Annotated in this window: 24 protein-coding genes; 22 read left to right on the plus strand and 2 right to left on the minus strand. The window is 64.5% G+C overall.

All coding sequences use genetic code 11. From position 1 onward, the window contains the following. Position 1: 1 nt before the first annotated feature. The 20 genes from rplP (at position 2) to ACSYHF_RS04125 (ending at position 10,818) form a co-directional block, all read left to right on the plus strand. Positions 2-415 (plus strand): 50S ribosomal protein L16, encoded by a 414-nt coding sequence (rplP, locus tag ACSYHF_RS04030; RefSeq protein ID WP_004154486.1) that lies wholly within the window; start codon positions 2-4, stop codon positions 413-415. After that, positions 415-600: a 50S ribosomal protein L29 gene (gene rpmC / locus ACSYHF_RS04035; protein ID WP_004154487.1), complete on the plus strand. Its 186-nt coding sequence runs from the start codon at positions 415-417 to the stop codon at positions 598-600. Before rplP ends, rpmC begins: the two co-directional genes overlap by 1 nt. Positions 601-611: 11 nt before the next feature. Beyond that, on the plus strand, positions 612-881 hold the full coding sequence (gene rpsQ / locus ACSYHF_RS04040; RefSeq protein ID WP_004154489.1) for a 30S ribosomal protein S17: 270 nt from the start codon (positions 612-614) through the stop codon (positions 879-881). Positions 882-893: 12 nt separating this feature from the next. Further along, on the plus strand, positions 894-1,262 hold the full coding sequence (gene rplN, locus ACSYHF_RS04045; RefSeq protein WP_010483978.1) for a 50S ribosomal protein L14: 369 nt from the start codon (positions 894-896) through the stop codon (positions 1,260-1,262). A 16-nt stretch (positions 1,263-1,278) separates the two neighbouring features. After that, entirely contained in the window at positions 1,279-1,596 is a 318-nt protein-coding gene (rplX, locus tag ACSYHF_RS04050; RefSeq protein WP_004154490.1) for a 50S ribosomal protein L24, read from the plus strand. A gap of 11 nt (positions 1,597-1,607) precedes the next feature. Then, positions 1,608-2,150 carry a 50S ribosomal protein L5 gene (rplE, locus tag ACSYHF_RS04055; protein WP_005415416.1) on the plus strand — a complete coding sequence of 181 codons (543 nt, stop codon included), beginning with the start codon at positions 1,608-1,610 and terminating at the stop codon, positions 2,148-2,150. A gap of 18 nt (positions 2,151-2,168) precedes the next feature. Beyond that, positions 2,169-2,474: a 30S ribosomal protein S14 gene (gene rpsN, locus ACSYHF_RS04060; protein ID WP_005408209.1), complete on the plus strand. Its 306-nt coding sequence runs from the start codon at positions 2,169-2,171 to the stop codon at positions 2,472-2,474. A 257-nt stretch (positions 2,475-2,731) separates the two neighbouring features. Beyond that, complete coding sequence (gene rpsH, locus ACSYHF_RS04065) at positions 2,732-3,130, plus strand: 30S ribosomal protein S8 (RefSeq protein ID WP_005415417.1); 399 nt, start codon at positions 2,732-2,734, stop codon at positions 3,128-3,130. Between the two features lie 18 nt (positions 3,131-3,148). Further along, the gene (gene rplF, locus ACSYHF_RS04070) at positions 3,149-3,673 is read left to right on the plus strand and encodes a 50S ribosomal protein L6 (RefSeq protein WP_005415418.1); all 525 of its coding nucleotides are present in this window, start codon (positions 3,149-3,151) and stop codon (positions 3,671-3,673) included. 32 nt (positions 3,674-3,705) lie between these two features. Next, entirely contained in the window at positions 3,706-4,059 is a 354-nt protein-coding gene (gene rplR / locus ACSYHF_RS04075; RefSeq protein ID WP_004154495.1) for a 50S ribosomal protein L18, read from the plus strand. 161 nt (positions 4,060-4,220) lie between these two features. Then, positions 4,221-4,763 carry a 30S ribosomal protein S5 gene (gene rpsE / locus ACSYHF_RS04080; protein WP_005415419.1) on the plus strand — a complete coding sequence of 181 codons (543 nt, stop codon included), beginning with the start codon at positions 4,221-4,223 and terminating at the stop codon, positions 4,761-4,763. After that, positions 4,756-4,947: a 50S ribosomal protein L30 gene (rpmD, locus tag ACSYHF_RS04085; RefSeq protein WP_005408214.1), complete on the plus strand. Its 192-nt coding sequence runs from the start codon at positions 4,756-4,758 to the stop codon at positions 4,945-4,947. The genes rpsE and rpmD overlap by 8 nt, the downstream gene beginning before the upstream one ends. Positions 4,948-4,953: 6 nt before the next feature. After that, positions 4,954-5,397, plus strand: coding sequence for a 50S ribosomal protein L15 (rplO, locus tag ACSYHF_RS04090; protein ID WP_004154498.1), 444 nt, complete (start codon positions 4,954-4,956; stop codon positions 5,395-5,397). Between the two features lie 7 nt (positions 5,398-5,404). Continuing rightward, positions 5,405-6,772, plus strand: coding sequence for a preprotein translocase subunit SecY (gene secY, locus ACSYHF_RS04095; protein ID WP_005415420.1), 1,368 nt, complete (start codon positions 5,405-5,407; stop codon positions 6,770-6,772). A 347-nt stretch (positions 6,773-7,119) separates the two neighbouring features. Then, a complete protein-coding gene (gene rpsM, locus ACSYHF_RS04100; RefSeq protein WP_004154500.1) occupies positions 7,120-7,476 on the plus strand; it encodes a 30S ribosomal protein S13 in 357 nt (118 codons plus the stop codon). An 11-nt stretch (positions 7,477-7,487) separates the two neighbouring features. Continuing rightward, entirely contained in the window at positions 7,488-7,877 is a 390-nt protein-coding gene (rpsK, locus tag ACSYHF_RS04105; protein WP_004145443.1) for a 30S ribosomal protein S11, read from the plus strand. Positions 7,878-7,892: 15 nt separating this feature from the next. After that, positions 7,893-8,522 carry a 30S ribosomal protein S4 gene (gene rpsD / locus ACSYHF_RS04110; protein ID WP_004145446.1) on the plus strand — a complete coding sequence of 210 codons (630 nt, stop codon included), beginning with the start codon at positions 7,893-7,895 and terminating at the stop codon, positions 8,520-8,522. Positions 8,523-8,577: 55 nt separating this feature from the next. After that, positions 8,578-9,576, plus strand: coding sequence for a DNA-directed RNA polymerase subunit alpha (locus tag ACSYHF_RS04115; RefSeq protein ID WP_005408216.1), 999 nt, complete (start codon positions 8,578-8,580; stop codon positions 9,574-9,576). A gap of 190 nt (positions 9,577-9,766) precedes the next feature. After that, complete coding sequence (gene rplQ, locus ACSYHF_RS04120) at positions 9,767-10,150, plus strand: 50S ribosomal protein L17 (protein ID WP_005408217.1); 384 nt, start codon at positions 9,767-9,769, stop codon at positions 10,148-10,150. A 161-nt stretch (positions 10,151-10,311) separates the two neighbouring features. Then, on the plus strand, positions 10,312-10,818 hold the full coding sequence (locus tag ACSYHF_RS04125) for a disulfide bond formation protein B (protein ID WP_053500146.1): 507 nt from the start codon (positions 10,312-10,314) through the stop codon (positions 10,816-10,818). 63 nt (positions 10,819-10,881) lie between these two features. Here ACSYHF_RS04125 and ACSYHF_RS04130 read toward each other — a convergent pair whose 3' ends face one another. Continuing rightward, positions 10,882-13,008, minus strand: a complete 2,127-nt coding sequence (locus ACSYHF_RS04130) for a TonB-dependent receptor (protein WP_447576098.1) — start codon at positions 13,006-13,008, stop codon at positions 10,882-10,884. Between the two features lie 221 nt (positions 13,009-13,229). On the opposite strand from ACSYHF_RS04130, the gene ACSYHF_RS04135 reads away from it, so the two are divergent. Both ACSYHF_RS04135 and ACSYHF_RS04140 read left to right on the plus strand, forming a co-directional pair. After that, positions 13,230-14,621, plus strand: a complete 1,392-nt coding sequence (locus tag ACSYHF_RS04135) for a class II 3-deoxy-7-phosphoheptulonate synthase (protein ID WP_053500150.1) — start codon at positions 13,230-13,232, stop codon at positions 14,619-14,621. A gap of 588 nt (positions 14,622-15,209) precedes the next feature. Beyond that, the gene (locus tag ACSYHF_RS04140; RefSeq protein WP_315974235.1) at positions 15,210-16,397 is read left to right on the plus strand and encodes a mechanosensitive ion channel family protein; all 1,188 of its coding nucleotides are present in this window, start codon (positions 15,210-15,212) and stop codon (positions 16,395-16,397) included. A 27-nt stretch (positions 16,398-16,424) separates the two neighbouring features. On the opposite strand, the gene ACSYHF_RS04145 is transcribed toward ACSYHF_RS04140, so the two are convergent. After that, positions 16,425-18,047, minus strand: coding sequence for an amidase (locus ACSYHF_RS04145; protein WP_005415425.1), 1,623 nt, complete (start codon positions 18,045-18,047; stop codon positions 16,425-16,427). Between the last annotated feature and the right edge of the window lie 27 nt (positions 18,048-18,074).

The raw sequence follows: 18,074 nt of genomic DNA on the forward strand, positions 1-18,074 counted from the left end.
AATGTTGCAACCCAAGCGAACCAAGTACCGCAAGGTACACAAGGGCCGTAACGATGGCCTGAGCTGGAGCGCCAACGCTGTCAGCTTCGGCGAATACGGTCTGAAGGCAACCGCACACGGTCAGCTGACCGCGCGCCAGATCGAAGCGGCCCGCCGCTCGATCAGCCGCTACGTCAAGCGCGGCGGCAAGATGTGGATCCGCGTGTTCCCCGACAAGCCCATCACCAAGAAGCCCATCGAAGTCCGAATGGGTTCGGGTAAGGGTAACGTGGAATACTGGGTGGCCCAGATCCAGCCCGGCCGCATGATCTATGAAATCGAGGGTGTTTCCGAGGAAGTGGCTCGCGAGGCGTTCCGCCTGGCCGCCGCCAAGCTCTCGGTCACCACCACTTTCGTGACCCGTACGGTGCGCTGATGGATATCAAAACTCTCCGTGAAAAGTCGGCTGACGAACTCAAGGCCCACCTGATCGACCTGCGTAAGGAACAGTTCTCTGTCCGTATGCAGCAGGTCACCGGCCAGCTGCCGAAGACCCACGACATTCGCCGGGTCCGTCGCGAGATTGCTCGCGTCAAGACCCTGCTCGGCAGCACGAAGTAAGGATGGCCGCTATGAGCGACAATACTGAAAAGAAGACGCTGCGCACGGTCGAAGGCCGTGTCGTCAGCAACAAGATGGACAAGACGGTTACCGTCCTGGTTGAGCGTCAGGTCAAGCACGCGCTGTACGGCAAGTACATCAAGCGCTCGACCAAGCTGCACGCCCACGATGCCGACAACGCCTGCAAGGAAGGCGACGTCGTCCGCGTGACCGAGATTGCTCCGATGTCCAAGACCAAGAACTGGCGCGTGGTGGAAGTCATCACGCGTGCGGCTGAATAAGGAGTCTGAATCATGATCCAGATGCAGAGCTACCTTGACGTCGCGGACAATTCGGGTGCCAAGCAGGTGATGTGCTTCAAGGTGCTGGGTGGTTCCAAGCGCCGTTACGCCGGTATCGGCGACATCATCAAGGTCACCGTGAAGGATGCGATTCCGCGCGGCAAGGTCAAGAAGGGTGAAGTGTATGACGCCGTCGTGGTGCGTACCCGCAAGGGTGTGCGTCGCGCCGACGGTTCGCTGATCCGCTTCGACGGCAACGCTGCCGTCCTGCTGAACAACAAGCAGGAGCCGATCGGTACCCGTATCTTCGGGCCGGTGACCCGTGAACTTCGTTCGGAGAAGTTCATGAAGATCGTCTCGCTCGCTCCCGAAGTGCTGTGAGCGACAGGAGATAATCATGGCTAACCGTATCAAGAAGGGCGACCAGGTTGTCGTCAACGCTGGCAAGGACAAGGGCAAGCAGGGCGAAGTCGTCCGCGTCGACGGCGACCGCGTGGTCGTCGCCAACGTGAACATCGTCAAGCGCCACACCAAGCCGAATCCGCAGGCAGGTGTTGCCGGCGGCGTGGTCGAGCGCGAAGCTTCGATCCATATCTCCAACGTGAACGTGCTGAACCCGGCTTCGGGCAAGGGCGAACGCGTTGGCTTCAAGGTGCTGGAGGATGGACGCAAACTGCGTGTGTTCCGCTCCAGCGGTGAGGCGCTCGACGCCTGAGGAATGTGAAGATGACTTCCCGTCTCGAAAAGATCTACAAGGAAGAAGTGGTGCCGGCGCTGATGAAGCAGTTCGGCTACACCAATCCGATGGAAGTACCGAAGCTCGTCAAGGTCACCCTGAACATGGGTGTCGGCGAGGCTGCCACCAACAAGAAGATCCTGGAAAACGCCGTCGCGGACATGACCAAGATTTCCGGCCAGAAGCCGGTTGTCACCAAGTCGCGTATCTCGGTTGCGTCGTTCAAGATCCGTGATGGTTGGCCGATCGGCTGCAAGACCACGCTGCGTCGCCACAAGATGTACGAGTTCCTGGACCGCCTGATCAACATCTCGCTGCCGCGCGTGCGCGACTTCCGTGGTGTTTCCGGTCGTTCCTTCGACGGCCGCGGCAACTTCAACATGGGTGTGAAGGAACAGATCATCTTCCCGGAAATCGACTTCGACGCCGTCGACGCGATCCGCGGTATGGATATCGCCATCACCACCACTGCGAAGACCGACGCGGAAGCGAAGGCGCTGCTGGCAGCGTTCAAGTTCCCGTTCCGTAACTGATCTGTCGAGGAAACCGAAATGGCAAAGACCTCCATGGTCAACCGCGACATCAAGCGGGAAAAGCTGGCCAAGAAGTACGCTGAGAAGCGTGCGGCTCTGAAGAAGATCGTGTCCTCCGTGGACGCGACCTACGAAGAGAAGATCGACGCCGCAACCAAGCTGGCCAAGCTGCCGCGCGATTCGTCGCCGAGCCGCCAGCGCAACCGTTGCGAGCTGTCGGGTCGTCCGCGTGGCGTGTACAGCAAGTTCGGCCTCGGCCGCAACAAGCTGCGCGAAGCCACCATGCGTGGCGACGTCCCGGGCCTGCGCAAGGCCAGCTGGTAATTCCAGCCGGCCCTGCGATCAGGAGCCCCCTCGGGGGCTTCTGAACCGGGGAGGGAGGCGTTCAGCTTCCTTTCTGCGAAAAAACCCGAAGAGCCCGGCGCAAGTCGGGCTCTTTTGGCGTATACTCCCGCGTCTTGCCCTGCGCAAACGGGGTTGTAGGAGTGGGCCCCGGCCCGCTGCATCAAGGGACCTGGCCCGTTTCCAGGAGACAACAGATTTTCGCGAAAGCGGATATCGGTGCACTCAAAGGTACTCATATGAGCATGACTGATCCCATCGCCGACCTGCTGGTCCGCATCAAGAATGCGGCTGCGGTTGGCAAGCAGACGGTGAAAGCCCCGTCGTCCAAGATCAAGGTTGCGATCGCCCAGGTCCTGAAGGACGAGGGTTACATCACCGACCTGCGCGTGACCCAGCTGGAAAACAACAAGGCCGAGCTGGAAATCGTGCTGAAGTATTTCGAAGGCAAGCCGGTCATCGCGACCCTGAAGCGCTTCTCGCGTTCGGGCCTGCGCCAGTACCGCGGCAAGAGCGAGCTGCCGAAGGTCATGAATGGCCTGGGCATCTCCATCATTTCCACCTCCAAGGGCATCATGACTGATGCGCAGGCGCGCCAGCTGGGCGTCGGCGGCGAAGTCCTGTGCTTCGTGGCCTAAGGCGAAAGGAGTAGAACTATGTCCCGCGTAGCCAAGAAGCCCGTCACCCTGGGTAAGGTCGAACTGAACGTCCAGTCGGAAAGCGTCACCGTCAAGGGCCCGAAGGGCACCCTGTCGCTGGTCAAGCCGGCCGGTATTGCCATCAACGTCGACAGCGGCGTTGCCACCCTGAGCACCGAGAGCGCCGACCTGGTCGCGCTGACCGGTACCGTGCGCGCGATCCTGGCCAACATGGTCAAGGGCGTGTCCGAAGGCTTCGAGCGCAAGCTGGAGCTGGTCGGCGTGGGTTACCGTGCTGCCATGCAGGGCAAGGATCTGAGCCTGTCGCTCGGTTTCTCGCATCCGGTCGTGTTCGTGGCGCCGGAAGGCATCACCATTTCCACCCCGACCCAGACCGAGATCCTGGTCCAGGGCGCTGACAAGCAGGTCGTCGGTGAAGTCGCCGCCAAGATCCGTGCGTTCCGCAAGCCGGAGCCGTACAAGGGCAAGGGCGTGAAGTACTCCGACGAAGTCATCATCCGTAAGGAAGCCAAGAAGGCCTAATTAGGCGCTTCCGCTTTCAAGGAAAACACATCATGAACAAGAACATCGCCCGCCTGCGTCGCGCCAAGTCGACCCGCGCCCACATCCGTGAGCTCGGCGTCGCCCGCCTGTCGGTGCTGCGCACCGGCCAGCACCTGTACGCCCAGGTCTTCACCGCTGACGGTTCGAAGGTGCTGGCTGCCGCCAACACCACCCAGACCGACGTCAAGGAAGGCCTGAAGAACGGCAAGAACGCCGATGCCGCTGCCAAGGTCGGCCGCATCGTTGCCGAGCGCGCCAAGGCCGCCGGCATCGAGAAGGTTGCCTTCGATCGTTCGGGCTACCGCTACCACGGCCGCATCAAGGCCCTGGCAGAAGCCGCCCGCGAAGCCGGCCTGCAGTTCTAAGGGACAAGGGCAGGGGGCCGATGGCCTCCTGCCTGCCTGCTCGCCAGCCTGAGTGAGGCTGGACGGCGCCGCTCTTCTGCAGCGGTCCACCGGAACAACGCGTCACTCCACAACCATAAGCGGCCTCGAGCCGTACATACCCAAACAACCAAGGAATCAACATGGCAGAAGAGCGTCAGCAGCGGGGTCGCGATCGCGACCGTAACCGCGAAGAGAAGATCGACGACGGCATGATCGAAAAGCTGGTCGCGGTCAACCGCGTCAGCAAGACCGTCAAGGGTGGCCGCCAGTTCACCTTCACCGCCCTGACCGTGGTCGGCGACGGCGAAGGCAAGGTCGGTTTCGGTTATGGCAAGGCCCGCGAAGTGCCGGTCGCCATCCAGAAGTCGATGGAACAGGCCCGCAAGAACCTGGTCAGCGTTGACCTGAACAACGGCACCCTGTGGCACACCATCAAGGATGGTCACGGCGCAGCCCGCGTGTTCATGCAGCCGGCTTCGGAAGGTACTGGCGTCATCGCCGGCGGTGCGATGCGCGCCGTGCTGGAAGCCGTTGGCGTGAAGAACGTGCTGGCCAAGGCCACCGGTTCGCGCAACCCGATCAATCTGGTGCGCGCCACCGTGAAGGGCCTGACTGCTGCGCAGTCGCCGGCCCGCATCGCGGCCAAGCGTGGCAAGAAGGTGGAGGAACTCAACCATGGCTAATGAGTCCAACAAGACTGTGAAGGTCCGCCTGGTGCGTGGCCTGCGTGGCACCCAGTCGCGTCACCGCCTGTCGGTGCGTGCCCTGGGCCTGAACAAGCTCAACGATGTGCGTGAACTGAAGGACAGCCCGCAGGTGCGCGGCCTGATCAACAAGGTTCAGTACCTCGTCCAGGTTGAGGAGTAATCGACCATGACTCTGCGTCTCAATGAACTGAGCCCGGCACCGGGCGCCCGCACCGAGCGCACCCGCGTCGGCCGCGGTATCGGCTCGGGCCTGGGCAAGACTGCCGGCCGCGGCCACAAGGGTTCGTTCGCCCGCAAGGGTGGCGGCAAGATCAAGGCTGGCTTCGAAGGCGGCCAGACCCCCATGCAGCGTCGTCTGCCGAAGATCGGCTTCCGTTCGCCGATCGCCAAGGACACCGCTGAAGTGCTGCTGTACGCGCTGGACAAGCTGCCGGCCGGTGAGATCGACTTCGCCGCCCTGCGTGCTGCCAAGCTGGTCCCGAGCACTGCCAAGAAGGCCAAGGTCGTCGTCAAGGGCGAAGTGACCAAGGCGTTCACCCTGAAGGGTATTGCTGCCACGGCTGGTGCCAAGGCTGCGATCGAAGCTGCCGGCGGCAGCGTAACGGAGTAAGAAAATCATGGCGCAAGCTGGCATCGGTAACCTCGCGGGCGGAATGGGCAAGTTCACTGAACTTCGCCAACGTTTGCTGTTCGTCGTCGGGGCTTTGATCGTCTATCGCATCGGCTGCTACGTGCCGGTGCCGGGCGTCAATCCCGATGCCATGCTTGCCATGATGCAACAGCAGGGCGGCGGCATCGTGGACATGTTCAACATGTTCTCGGGCGGCGCCCTGCACCGTTTCAGCATCTTTGCGCTGAACGTGATGCCGTACATCTCGGCATCGATCGTGATGCAGCTGGCCGTGCACATCTTCCCCGCCCTGAAGGCGATGCAGAAGGAAGGTGAGTCCGGCCGCCGCAAGATCACCCAGTATTCGCGCATCGGCGCCGTGCTGCTGGCAGTGGTGCAGGGCGGTTCGATCGCGCTGGCCCTGCAGGGGCAGGTTTCGCCGTCGGGCGCTCCGGTCGTGTACGCCCCCGGCATGGGCTTCGTGCTCACCGCGGTGGTCGCACTGACTGCCGGCACCATGTTCCTGATGTGGGTCGGTGAGCAGGTCACCGAACGCGGTATCGGCAACGGCGTGTCGCTGATCATCTTCGCCGGTATCGTCGCCGGCCTGCCGGGTGCGGTCATCCACACCTTCGACGCCTACCGCGACGGCAACATCCAGTTCATCCAGCTGCTGCTGATCGCTATCGTCGTGCTCGCTTTCACCTTCTTCGTGGTGTTCGTGGAGCGCGGCCAGCGCCGGATCACGGTCAATTACGCGCGCCGCCAGGGCGGTCGCAACGCGTACATGAACCAGACCTCGTTCCTGCCGCTGAAGCTCAACATGGCCGGCGTCATCCCGGCGATCTTTGCCTCGAGCCTGCTGGCCTTCCCGGCCACCCTGGCCATGTGGTCCGGCCAGGCCGCCAACCAGAGCAGCTTCGGCCAGGTCCTGCAGAAGGTCGCCAATGCCCTGGGCCCGGGCGAGCCGCTGCACATGATCGTGTTCGCTGCGCTGATCACCGGTTTTGCGTTCTTCTATACCGCGCTGGTGTTCAATTCGCAGGAAACCGCCGACAACCTGAAGAAGTCGGGCGCTTTGATTCCGGGCATCCGTCCGGGCAAGGCCACCGCCGACTACATCGACGGCGTGCTGACCCGCCTGACCGCGGCCGGCTCGGCCTACCTGGTGATCGTCTGCCTGCTGCCGGAACTGATGCGCACGCAGCTGAATGCCTCGTTCTACTTCGGTGGCACGTCGCTGCTGATCGTGGTGGTGGTGGTGATGGACTTCATCGCCCAGGTGCAGGCACACCTGATGTCCCACCAGTACGAGAGCCTGCTGAAGAAGGCCAACCTGAAGGGCGGCAACCGCGGCGGTTTTGCCCGCGGCTGATAGGCCTGTTATACTTTCGTCTTCCTGACGTGATGGTCCCTCCGCTTCGCGGACTCCGGCCACACAAACGAAGGGCGGCCCCCGCAGCGGTTCCGGGTGGGGGTGTGATGAGGTGGTCCCGCGCTGGAGTAGCGCGGGCGGCCCCGGGGGAAACCCCAGGTCCAACCCCATCCGGCGCCGGAGCCTGGGCACACTCCCCAGGCCGGGTTCATGAAACCAATGGTTTCACGGGCTTCCATGTAAACCGGAACCTTGTTAGTATCGCTAGTTCACTTTTTTGATCCATCCTGCCGGATTGGCGTGCCCGAGGCGCGCTGTCGGCCATCACTCAGCTGGAGAACCGCGTCATGGCGCGTATTGCAGGCGTCAACCTGCCAGCCCAGAAGCACGTCTGGGTCGGGTTGCAAAGCATTTACGGCATCGGCCGTACCCGTTCGAAGAAGGTCTGCGAAGTCGCAGGCGTTGCTTCGACCACCAAGATCCGCGATCTGTCGGAGCCGGAAATCGAGCGCCTGCGCGCCGAAGTCGGCAAGTACATCGTGGAAGGCGATCTGCGCCGTGAGATCGGCATCGCGATCAAGCGCCTGATGGACCTGGGCTGCTACCGCGGCCTGCGTCACCGTCGTGGCCTCCCGCTGCGTGGCCAGCGCACCCGTACCAACGCCCGCACCCGCAAGGGTCCGCGCAAGGCGATCAAGAAGTAAGGGACTGAGAAATGGCTAAGCCCGCTGCTAAGACCAAGAAGAAGATCAAGCGCGTCGTCACCGACGGCGTTGCCCACGTCCACGCTTCGTTCAACAACACCATCGTCACCATCACCGACCGCCAGGGCAACGCTCTGTCGTGGGCGACCTCCGGTGGCGCTGGCTTCCGCGGTTCGCGCAAGTCGACCCCGTTCGCTGCCCAGGTGGCTGCTGAAAAGGCCGGTCGTGCTGCGCTGGACTACGGCGTGAAGTCGCTGGAAGTCCGCATCAAGGGCCCGGGTCCGGGCCGTGAGTCGGCCGTGCGTTCGCTGAACAACGTCGGCTACAAGATCACCAACATCATCGACGTGACGCCCATCCCGCACAACGGGTGCCGTCCGCCGAAGAAGCGTCGCGTCTAAAGGGAGCGATAAGAAATGGCTCGTTATATCGGTCCTACCTGTAAGCTCGCCCGCCGCGAAGGCGCCGACCTGTCCCTGAAGAGCCCGGCGCGTGCGCTGGACTCCAAGTGCAAGCTGGAGCAGAAGCCCGGCCAGCACGGCGCCACTGCCCGCAAGGGCAAGCTGTCCGACTACGCCACCCAGCTGCGTGAAAAGCAGAAGGTCAAGCGTATCTACGGCCTGCTGGAGCGTCAGTTCCGCAACTACTACAAGAAGGCCTCGACCAAGAAGGGCAACACCGGCGAGAACCTGCTGCAGCTGCTGGAAACCCGCCTGGACAACGTCGTCTACCGCATGGGCTTCGCCGTGACCCGTCCGGCTGCCCGTCAGCTGGTGTCGCACCGCGGCGTCACCGTGAATGGCAAGTCGGTCAACCTGGCTTCGTACCAGGTCAAGGCTGGCGACGCCATCGCTCTGTCCGAAAAGGCTGCCAAGCAGCTGCGCGTCCAGGAAGCCCTGACCGTCGCCGCCCAGCATGACCTGAGCCCGTCGTGGGTTGAAGTGGATTCCGGCAAGTTCACCGGCATCTTCAAGGCTGTTCCGGATCGTTCGGATCTGCCTGCGGACATCAACGAAGCGCTGATCGTCGAGCTGTATTCGAAGTAATTCACATTGGAGAGCCCCCGGCGACGGCCGGGGGTTCACTAGGAGAACCCGCAACATGACGGTTACCGCCAACCAGGTTCTGCGTCCTCGCGGTCCGCAGATCGAACGCCTTACCGACACCCGTGCAAAGGTCGTTATCGAACCTTTGGAGCGGGGTTACGGGCATACGCTGGGCAACGCCCTGCGTCGCGTGCTGCTGTCGTCCATCCCGGGCTTCGCCATCACGGAAGTCGAAATCGACGGCGTGTTGCATGAGTACACCACGGTCGAAGGTCTGCAGGAGGACGTGCTCGAAGTCCTGCTCAACCTGAAGGATGTGGCCATCCGTATGCACTCCGGCGACAGCGCCACTCTGTCCCTGTCCAAGCAGGGCCCGGGCGTTGTCACCGCTGCCGACATCAAGGTCGACCACAATGTGGAGATCCTGAACGGCGACCATGTGATCTGCCACCTGACCAAGGATACGGCGATCAACATGCGTCTGAAGATCGAACGTGGTTTCGGCTACCAGCCGGCTGCCGCGCGTCGTCGTCCGGACGAAGAAACCCGTGCCATCGGCCGCCTGGTCCTGGATGCCTCGTTCTCGCCGGTTCGCCGTGTCGCCTATGCCGTGGAAGCGGCGCGTGTCGAACAGCGCACCGACCTGGACAAGCTGGTCATCGATATCGAGACCAACGGCACCATCGATGCCGAGGAAGCCGTGCGCACCGCCGCCGACATCCTCAGCGACCAGCTGTCGGTGTTCGGTGACTTCACCCACCGCGACCGCGGTGCGGCCAAGCCGGCCAACAACGGCGTGGATCCGGTGCTGCTGCGCCCGATCGACGATCTGGAGCTGACCGTGCGTTCGGCCAACTGCCTGAAGGCTGAAAGCATCTACTACATCGGCGATCTGATCCAGAAGACCGAAGTGGAGCTGCTGAAGACCCCGAACCTGGGCAAGAAGTCGCTCACCGAGATCAAGGAAGTGCTGGCTCAGCGCGGCCTGTCGCTCGGCATGAAGCTGGAGAACTGGCCGCCGGCCGGCGTCGCCAGCCACGGCATGCTGGGCTGATATCGGTAATACCTGAAGGCTCCACCGTTCGCGGTGGGGCCTTCAACGCACCACACCATGCCACGACGAACCGCAGGTTCGCGGGCAGGTCGTCCAGGACGGGCGGCCAGGACCATCCGCAGTCCGCGCAGCAACGCCAGGATGGCGACAACGATCCGCACAGCCTCATCATTAACCAAGGAATATCACCATGCGTCACCAGAAGTCTGGCCGTAAGTTCAGCCGTACCAGCGCCCACCGCGAAGCGATGTTCAAGAACATGGCCGCCTCGCTGTTCAAGCACGAGCTGATCAAGACCACCCTGCCGAAGGCCAAGGAACTGCGCCGCGTTGCCGAGCCGCTGATCACCCTGGCCAAGGTCGACTCCGTCGCCAACCGCCGTCTGGCTTTCGCCCGCCTGCGCGACAACGAAGCCGTGGGCAACCTGTTCACCATCCTGGGCCCGCGCTACGCGAACCGTCCGGGCGGCTACCTGCGCCTGCTGAAGTGCGGCTTCCGCGCTGGCGACAACGCGCCGATGGCCTACGTCGAGCTGGTTGACCGTCCGGTCGTGGCCGAGGAAGTGGCCGAGTAATCGGACCGCTCCAATGCGACACAGCGAAAGCCCGGCCTCTGCCGGGCTTTTGCGTTTCTGCGGGATCTGACCCGCACCGTTCCGACAGGCGTCACCTGTGGCGGTTCGAATGGCATGCACTCTCGGTTACGCTTGGCGCCTGATCCATTCGAGCGTTGACGATGAATCCACTGCGCTGGCCCTTCCGCGCCCAGTTCTTCCTGGGCTTCCTGATCTGCGCCGGCCTGCTGGGCTACGCGATCTTCCTGCAGCTGAAGATGGGCCTGGAGCCGTGCCCGCTGTGCATCTTCCAGCGGCTGGCGTTCGCCGCGCTGGGCCTGCTGTTCCTGATCGGTGCACTGCACGGGCCCTCCAACCGTCCTGGCCGGGCAACCTACGGCGTGCTCGCCTTCATTGCCGCCGCGGTCGGCGTAGGCATCGCTGCGCGCCACGTCTACGTGCAGATGCTGCCACCGGAGATGGGGGCGACCTGCGGCCCGCCGCTGAGCTTCCTGCGCGAGACCATGGGGCCGCTGGAAGTGTTCCGCACGGTGCTGACCGGTACCGGCAACTGCGGCAATATCGACTGGACGTTCCTGGGCCTGACCATGCCGATGTGGTCGGGCGTGTGGTTCGTGCTGCTGGCGCTGTGGTCGCTGGTGGTGTCGCTGCGCAAGGTCAAGCGCTGAACTAAGGCGGGGTCGGAGCCCTCTCCTGCGGAAAGGGGTCCGACCCCAGGCACCCTGGCGTCCTCAGAAATCCTGCTGCAGGCTCAGGTAGGCGCCACGGCGCGGCCCCCACTGCGGCGCGAACACGCCAACACCGCCGCCATCGCGCAGCTGGTAGCTGCGATCCAATGCGTTGATCACGGCCAGTTGCACGTGCAGCGGATGCCCGCTGTCGGCATTGAAATCGTGCCCGGCGCTGAGGTTCACCTGCAGGTAGGATGGCAGCTCGCCGCCGTTGGGCACGCCCTCGATGTCCGAACGCAGGCCGCTACCGAACACGTAGTTGGCGCCGACCCGGTTGTGGCCGGCGAAGGCGTAGCTGAAGCCGCCCGATGAGGTCAGCTTCTGGTCGTGGTCGAGGTGGATCCAGTGGTTGGCCACATAGGCCAGCGCCTCTGGATCGAGGTTGTACTGGCTGGTGATGACCTGGGTGCCGATGGCCTTGTTGTACGCCGCGTTGACGTAAGCGCTGAACGGACCGTTGCTGTAGTCGGCACTGAACTCCAGGCCACGGATATGGCCGCGGCGGTAGTTGAACGTCGAATAGATGTAGGCGGCACCAAACTGGCCTTCGTCCTGCAGGCGCGCAACACGGCGGTCGTACGCGTCCAAGCCCAGGGTCAGGTGTTCGCCCAGCTGATGCGATACGCCGATGTCGTAGTAGTCACTGCGCTCGGCCAGTGGCGTGTTGTTGCCGCCGCTCGGCTGCTGGTTGGTGGTGCCGTCGTACAGCGCGATATCGCTGCTGGCGATCAGCTCACTGGCCGGCGGCGTGAAGTAACGCGAATAGCCGGCATGCACGGTGGTGCTGTCGCTGGCATTCCAGGCCACGCCCACGCGGGGGCTGAGCTGGCCCTCGGTGTGGCCAAAGGCCTTGTAGCGATCGCCGCGCAGGCCGTAGTTGACGGTCCAGTCGTCGCCGATCTTCCATTCATCCTGCACGTACAACGCCAGCGTGCTGGCATGGAAGGCACTGCGGTCAGGTATCAGCAGCGGCGTGGTGCTGGACTGCTGGCCGGCGTCATCGACCGGGAACACCCAGCTGCTGTTGCTGGCCCGCGCGTTCTCGTAGTTGCCGTACAGGCCATAGCGCAGCGTGTGGTCGTTGCCCAGCGGGGTGGAGAAATCGGCCTGCAGCGTGTTGGCGCGGTTGCTGCGCTGCACCTGCGAGGCGACGCCACTGAATACCAGGTCGCCGATGACATCCGGGTTGAACGCCACATCGCTGTAGCGCTGCCCGGCGGACAGCTGGTAGGCGGTGCTGCCCAGCGCGCCCTGCAGCACCAGCATGCCGAAGCGGGTGGTTTCGCGCTGGGTTTCATCCAGCTGGCTGGAGTCGAAGGTGGTGGTGTCCAGGTAACCGAACTGCGGGGTCTGCCCGGGGTTGACCGGGATCTGGAAGCGGTTGTTGGCGAAGCCGGCGAACACGCTCAGGCGGGTGTTCTCGTTGACCAGGTAGGTGAGGTCAGCGAACGCTTTGCCCTGGTGGGTGTCGTCGTGCAGCGGCTTGCGCGAGCGGGTCGGGTTTTCCAGGCCAACCTCGTTCTGGTCGTAGTTGCCAGTCAGGAACCAGCTCCATCGCCCCTGGTTGCCCCACCACGAGGCATTCGGATTGATCTTGCCGAACGAGCCTGCGGTCAGACCGGCGCTGCCGCCATTGCCGAGCTCGGCACCATTGCGGGTGGTGATGTCGACCACTGCAGCGGTGCGCTCGCCGAACTGCGCCGGCAGCGCGCCATCCATCAGGCGGATGCTCTTGATGGTGCGTGCATCCAGTGTCTGGCCGAAGCCGGAGATCGATTCGGGCAGCAGCACGCCATTGATGCGGTACTGCAGGTTGGCGTGGTCGCCGCGCACGTGCACGCCGCCATAGGAATCCTGGACCACGCCCGGGGCCTGCAGCAGTACCTGGCTGAGCGGCGCGGAGGCACCCAGCGGCTGCTTCTGGATGTCCTCGGCGGTGATCTGGTACTGGCTGCTGCCGATGTCCGGCGACAGCGCGTTGCGGGCCTGGTCGAGCTGGGCGTGGACGGTGACCGCGTCCAGGTCCTTGACGGAGGAAGAGGTGTCGTCGGCCGTTGCGGCGAAGGCGGGCAGGCTGGCCAAGGCCAGGGCGAAGGTAATACCGGTAGCGAGGGGCGAGGGCTTCATGGTGAGAGAGGGGGCGGCTGGGCGTGGAAGGGGCCGGTCCATGACGTGTAAGTGTTACTCCGTAACAAATCATGCGCCTGTCCCCTGCGGCTGGCCATGCTGGATCTGGCTGCTGGCTTTGGCCTTTCCCTGCCGTTCAGGTGGCCGGGGCGGTGGGGGTGGGCCTTTGCGTCAGCGGCTGGCTCTGCGACCATGGCCGCCCCCCACCCCGGAAGTCTGCAATGAGCCTGTCCGCCGTTCCGCCCGCCTCCGATTCCGACGCGACCACCGCTGGCGCTGCCTGGTCGCCGGAGAGCTGGCGTGGCAAGACCGCGCTGCAGATGCCGACCTACCCGGACCCGGTGGCGTTGGACGCCGCTCTGCACGAGCTGAAGCGGCTGCCGCCGCTGGTCACCTCGTGGGAGATCCTGGCGTTGAAGCAGCAGCTGGCCGAGGCCCAGGAAGGCAAGCGCTTCCTGCTGCAGGGCGGCGACTGTGCCGAGAATTTCAGCGACTGCGAATCGGGCACCATTTCCAACCGATTGAAGGTGTTGCTGCAGATGAGCCTGGTGCTGGTGCACGGCCTGCGCCAGCCGGTGATCCGCGTGGGCCGCTTCGCCGGCCAGTACGCCAAGCCGCGCTCGGCCGACACCGAGACCCGCGATGGTGTGACCCTGCCCAGCTACCGCGGCGATGTGATCAACGCGCCGGCCTTCACCGAGGCAGCACGCCTGCCGGACCCGAAGCGGATGCTGCAGGCCCACGCGCATTCGGCGATGACGATGAACTTCGTGCGTGCGCTGATCGACGGCGGTTTCGCCGACCTGCACCACCCCGAATACTGGAACCTGGAGTGGGTAAGCCACTCGCCGCTGGCGGCCGAGTACCAGAAGATGGTGGCCTCGATCGGCGATGCGGTGCACTTCATGGAGACCCTGGCCGGGGCCCGCGTGCACAACCTCAACCGCATCGACTTCTACACGTCGCACGAAGCGCTGCTGCTGCCCTACGAGCAGGCGTTGACCCGCCAGGTGCCGCGCCAGCAGGGCTGGTTGAACCTGAGCACGCATTACCCGTGGATCGGCATGCGCACGGCCGCGCTCGATGGCGCGCACGTGGAGTACCTGCGTGGCGTGCGCAATCCGATTGCGATCAAGGTGGGCCCGTCGGTGACGCCGGACCAGCTGCTGCGCCTGATCGATGTGCTCAACCCACATGACGAGCCGGGCCGCCTGAGCTTCATCCACCGGATGGGCGCAACGCAGATCGCAGAGAAACTGCCGCCGCTGCTGGACGCGGTCAAGCGTGATGGTCGCCGCGTGCTGTGGGTGTGCGATGCGATGCATGGCAATACCGAAAGCACCGCCAACGGTTTCAAGACACGCCGCTTCGACAACGTGCGTGGCGAGGTGGAGATGTCGTTCGATCTGCATGCGGCCGCCGGTACGCGCCTGGGCGGTGTGCATCTGGAACTGACCGGCGAGGACGTGACCGAGTGCATCGGCGGCGCGCGCGAACTGACCGAGCGCGACCTGGAGCGTGCGTATCGTTCGACGGTGGACCCGCGGTTGAACTACGAGCAGTCGCTGGAGATCGCGATGGCGATCGTGCGCAAGCAGGAGCAAGTGCGGTAAGTGCGTTGCGGCAGGGCTTGCAGCCCTGCACCTGCCGAATCAACGTCAACTTCAACGTCAAACGCGGGCATTCCGTGGGAAGGCGGGGCGGTATCGGAGTGCGGGGACGCCGCAAGTACGTCCTTGTAGGCTTGGCAGCCGCATCCATGCGGCTGACACCCCGCACTCCGACACCGCCCCGCCTCTTACGAATTCCGGCGGCTGCGGGTAAGTGTCGACCTTGGTCGACACGGTAGATCCACGCCATGCGTGGATGCTTTTGGAATCCAATTCGAAATATTCGATTCCGATGGAGATTCATCCACGCATGGCGTGGATCTACTGCAGATCGCGGAGATCTGTCGTAGGCGGGGTGGGTCCGGTTGCGGGGGCGTGAGCCGCATGGATGCGGCGACCGAGCTTACATGGACGTACTTGCAGCGCCCCCCGCAACCGGACCCACCCCGCCATCCCACAGCAAACCCGCTTCTGCTTCGGCTGATGCTGTTGAGGTTGCCGGCCAGCGGCCGGCACTACCGCAGGTGCAGGGCTGCAAGCCCTGCCGACCAACACCCTCCTTACAAACGACTGACGTGACGCTCATGTGCCATGCGCGAGGCTGTCCACTTGGCGGTTCGACTGGAGGTGACAAGGGTGCACTGGCAGAGCGCACAGGCCTACGCATGGCCGTTGGGATTGGCCGTGGTGGTGGGCGGTATCGGCGCGTGGCTGATCCTGTGGATCTATCATCGGCTGAAAGGGCGTGATCGGCGGCGCGCGCGCATCGGGCGTGTGCTCGGGCTGCCAATGGCCACCGCATGGCCGCTGCTGCTGTTGATTCCTGCGTTGCAGGCCACGCCGCTGCAGGATCCCCTTCTGGGCAACCTGCAACGGGTGCTGCATATCGCACTGACCGCCTGCTTCATCTGGTTGCTGGTACGCGCAGTGGCAGCGGGTGAGCGGGCCATCCTGCGCAGCCATCCCATCGATGTCTCCGATAATCTGGAAGCGCGCCGCATCCAGACCCAGACGCGGGTGCTCAGCCGAGTGCTGATGGGCGGCATCATCGTGCTGGGTGCTTCGCTGGTGCTGTTGACCTTTCCCATGGTGCAGAAGATCGGCACCGCGCTGCTGGCCTCGGCGGGCCTCATCGGCCTGGTGGCCGGTATCGCCGCAAAGCCAGTGTTCGGCAACCTGATCGCTGGCCTGCAGATTGCAGTGACCCAGCCGATCCGGCTGGACGATGTGGTGATCGTCGAGGGCGAGTGGGGACGCATCGAGGAGATCGGCAGCAGCTACGTGGTGGTACGCATCTGGGACGAGCGGAGGATGGTGGTGCCGTTGACCTGGTTCATCGAGAACCCCTTCCAGAACTGGACGCGGCGTAGCGCTGACCTGCTCGGCACAGCCTTCCTGTGGCTGGATTATCGTGCCCCGATTGCGGCGATCCGTGCTGAACTGGAGCGCATCTGCCGGGGCGAAGCGTTGTGGGATGGCCGGGTCTGCGTGACCCAGGTGACCGAAACCAGCGAGCGTGCGATCCAGGTGCGCCTGCTGGTGAGTGCGCGCAGCTCCGGCGACGCGTTCGACCTGCGTTGCCTGGTACGCGAGCGCATGCTCGATTTCCTCGCGCGTGAGCATCCGCACTCGCTGCCGCAGCTGCGTGCGCGGCTGCAGCATGCAGACGAGCTGGACATGCCGCGAGGTCCTCGTGCACGCACTGCAGATGTGCGTTCGCCGGGGGCTGAAGACGGTGAGGCGGCAATCGTGCCGATGGAGCCGGAACCCGAACGGTAGCGCCGGCCAGCGGCCGGCACTACCGGATCAAGGCTCGCCGGCGTCGATCAGCGTGTCGGTGCCGAAGTGCGGTGGCCGCCGCGCGCGGGTGCGCTGTTCGTAGGCGTACGCCATTTCGATCAGCTTCGGTTCGCTCCAGGCGGTGCCCATGAACAGCAGGCCGACCGGCAGGCCATCGATCTGGCCCATCGGCACGCTGAGGCTGGGATAGCCGGCGACGGCGGCGGCACTGTAGCTCTCGCCGGGGAAGTCGTCGCCTTCGCTGCGGATCGGCCACGCAACGCCGGTGGTCGGCGCGACCAGGGCGTCGAGCTGGTGGGCGGCGAGGGCCGCATCGATGCCTTCCGGGCCCGCCAACCGGCGCGCATCGCTGCGTGCGCGGATATAGGCGGGGTCGGCCAAGCCAGCGGTAGCGTCAGCTTCCACCAGCAGTTCCTGGCCGAACAGGCCCAGTTCCTGCTTGCTGTGCGCCCGGTTGAAGGCGATCAATTCGGCCAGGCTGTGCAGGGGAGCGCGGTGGGCGCTGAAGTAACGCTCCAGCCCGGCCTTGAACTCGTACAGCAGTACCTTGCGTTCGGCGTCGGCCCAGGCGCCCTGGTTGGGCAGCTCCACCGGCACCACGACGGCGCCGGCCCGACGCAGCTCGGTGGCGGCGTGTTCGATCAGTGGCGGCATGCCGCGGTATTTCAGCAGCGGCGTCTGCAGCAGGCCGATGCGCTTGCCACGCAGTCCCTGCGGATCCAGCCGCGCGGTGTAGTCGTACACCGCACGGCCGGGCATGGTTGCGGTGGCCGGGTCGGCATCATCGCGGCCGGCAATTGCGGTCAGTACGGCCGCAGCGTCGGCGACGCTGCGTGTCATCGGCCCCGCAGTATCCTGGCTGAAGGAAATCGGGATGATGCCATCGCGGCTGACCAGGCCGACGGTCGGCTTGAGGCCGACGATGCCATTGATCGCCGCAGGGCAGACGATGCTGCCGTCGGTTTCGGTGCCGATCGCCACGCTGGCCAGGTTGGCGGCCACCGCTACCGCGCTGCCGCTGCTGGAGCCGCAAGGCGAGTGGCTGAGGCGATAGGGATTGCGGGTCTGGCCACCGCGCGCGCTCCAGCCGGACACCGAATCGTTGCCGCGGAAATTGGCCCATTCGCTGAGATTGGTCTTGCCCAGCACCACGGCCCCGGCCTCGCGCAGGCGCCGCACCAGATACGCATCGTCAGGGCGGAACCCCTGCAGGGCCAGCGAGCCGGCACTGGTGGCCATCGGTGCGGCGTTGATGTTGTCCTTCAGCAGTACCGGGATGCCATGGAGCGGTCCGCGCAGGTGCCCATCGCGGCGCTCGCGGTCGCGTTCGGCGGCTTCCTTCAGGGCATCGGGGTTGAGCTCGATCACCGCGCGCAGGCGGGGGCCGGCCCGATCCAGGGCGGCGATGCGCTGCAGGTAGGCCTGGGTCAGGGTGGTGCTGTCCAGTTCACCGGCGGTCATCCGCGCCTGCAGGTCGGTAACATCGGTTTCAGCGTACGGGAACGGCACGTTGCGGCTCGCAGGTTCGGCCGCATGCGCGCTGGGCGTGGCCGGGCTGCAGCCAGCCGAAAGCAGCGCAGGCAGCGCGGCGAGCAGGCAGGTCAGCAGAGGCGGCAAGGACGGGCGCATGGGGCGGCTTGGTCGGCTCCAATCCCC

The sequence above is a fragment of the Stenotrophomonas maltophilia group sp. P373 genome (genome assembly GCF_053295075.1).